The organism is Coprococcus sp. ART55/1, assembly GCF_000210595.1.
Taxonomy (GTDB): Bacteria; Bacillota; Clostridia; order Lachnospirales; family Lachnospiraceae; genus Coprococcus; species Coprococcus aceti.
In genome coordinates this window covers 558,421-560,216 of the sequence record NC_021018.1, presented here as the reverse complement: position 1 = coordinate 560,216, position 1,796 = coordinate 558,421, and the positions used below count along the sequence as shown (strand labels likewise).

Genomic DNA, 1,796 nt, shown 5'->3' with positions numbered 1-1,796 from the left:
AGATGACAGTTGTGCCGGAATTTGTTGGTGAAACCCTGGAGGATGCCAGAGCTATGGCTGCAGAGGCTGGTATAGAGCTTGAAGAAACTGAAGAATATAGTAAGGATGTTGCGGCTGGCTTGATAATTGAACAGCAAGATACACAGGGAACCAGCATAGAAAAGGGGAGTTCTGTAAAGATCACAGTAAGCCTGGGAGAGCAGACGGTAAAACTTCCTGACTTTGTAGGTATGACCTTGAATGATGCAACTATACAGTGTTCAACCCTTGGAATCACCTTTAGTACCCTCCAGGAGAATTCTGATACCGTTGATGAGAATGTGATCATCAGACAAAGCGTAAAGGCGGGAACTGAGATGACTGAAGATACTCAGTTGTATCTGATAGTGAGTAAGGGCAAGAAGACAAGCTCGGTTGTGGCTGCAAGCTCCGGTTCAGCAGGTGGTGGATCGGGATCATCTGGTGGTTCGGGAACAAATGAACAGGCGGACAGCGGAACATCAGGAGTAAATGAAGATGAGTTTATAACAGAAGAAGAAGAGTGGGGTGATTGATCATGAAAAAGGAGTTAAAGAGAAGGATAATTACAGTAATTGTAGGAGCAGTGATTATGTGTATGGTCAGCCTTGTTCCAGAAATGGTACAGGCATATGCTTCGACGAATGCAGTGTCGGAGGATGCTGGAATCAGGGCTGAATATAATGGTGACAGTGGAGTGCTGACATTGGATGTTTCCACAAATAAGGCGATGATTGACTTTGGACTGGAGGACAAGAAGCCGTGGACTAATTTCAATGTTATAAAGGTTGTAGTAAAGCCTGGAGTTACACATATAGGTAACAATGCATTTTCAGGATGTACAAATCTGGAGTCTGTGGTTATAGAGGGAGACGAACCTCTCACTATAGGACGAAGGGCTTTTTATGGATGTACATCTTTAAAGTCTGTGGAATTTTCGAAAGGAACTTTGTCGGTGGGGGCGTATGCATTTGCCAGATGTTCAAGTTTGAAGAATGTAGACATGTCTGGATCTCAGATATACGAACTTGGTCAGTTTGCATTTGGAGAGTGCTATAGCATAACCGATTTGAAATTATCAGAGTATACCAAGACACTGGGAGACTATTGTTTTCAGGGCTGTAACAGAATAAAAACATAGATATTCCTGATAATTTGTCAAGTGTTGGAAATTGCGCTTTTGCAGGATGCGAATTACTAGAGCATCTGGATTTTTCAGAAAGACTTATAAAATTGGGAGACTTTTGCTTTATAGGATGCAAAAATCTTCAGTATGTTAGATTGTTAAGAAGACCGGCGGATGCTGATTTTGGAACGGGTCTGTTCAAGGAGGGAAATCCAACCGGAACATATCTGTATACATATGAGGCTGGTAACAACATATATACTCCGGATTCTGATGAGAATGTGATTATCAGGAGGGCTTATAGGTTTGATGAAAACAGTATGAATGTAAGTATTCCGGCTAAGAGTTATTCTTATACGGGAAAGCCTATAAAACCGGTAATTAAAGTTACGGATAATGATGGCTCTGTAGTAAATGCAGATGCATATGATGTTACATACTCGAATAATAAAAAATGTCGGAACCGCTGTTATAAAGATTACAGGAAAAAATAGAGAATATCGGCACACTCACAATGAAATTCTCAATAGTTCAGGCAGCATGCAAGCTTTCTGTTAAGAAGGATGGTAAGCAGGCCGCAAGTACATATACGCTTCTTCTGAACAGTCGTGGAACAGCATCTATGACCCTGGCAGCTACGACTTCAGGAAAT

3 protein-coding genes are annotated in these 1,796 nt (G+C 41.5%); all 3 read left to right on the top strand.

All coding sequences use genetic code 11. From position 1 onward, the window contains the following. Positions 1-554, top strand: a 554-nt coding sequence (locus CCU_RS02720) for a PASTA domain-containing protein (protein ID WP_208895930.1), incomplete at its 5' end; no start/stop codon positions are given. A gap of 2 nt (positions 555-556) precedes the next feature. After that, a complete protein-coding gene (locus tag CCU_RS02715) occupies positions 557-1,159 on the top strand; it encodes a leucine-rich repeat domain-containing protein (RefSeq protein ID WP_208895929.1) in 603 nt (200 codons plus the stop codon). A 14-nt stretch (positions 1,160-1,173) separates the two neighbouring features. Continuing rightward, positions 1,174-1,638 carry a leucine-rich repeat protein gene (locus CCU_RS02710; protein ID WP_208895928.1) on the top strand — a complete coding sequence of 155 codons (465 nt, stop codon included), beginning with the start codon at positions 1,174-1,176 and terminating at the stop codon, positions 1,636-1,638. Positions 1,639-1,796 lie beyond the last annotated feature (158 nt).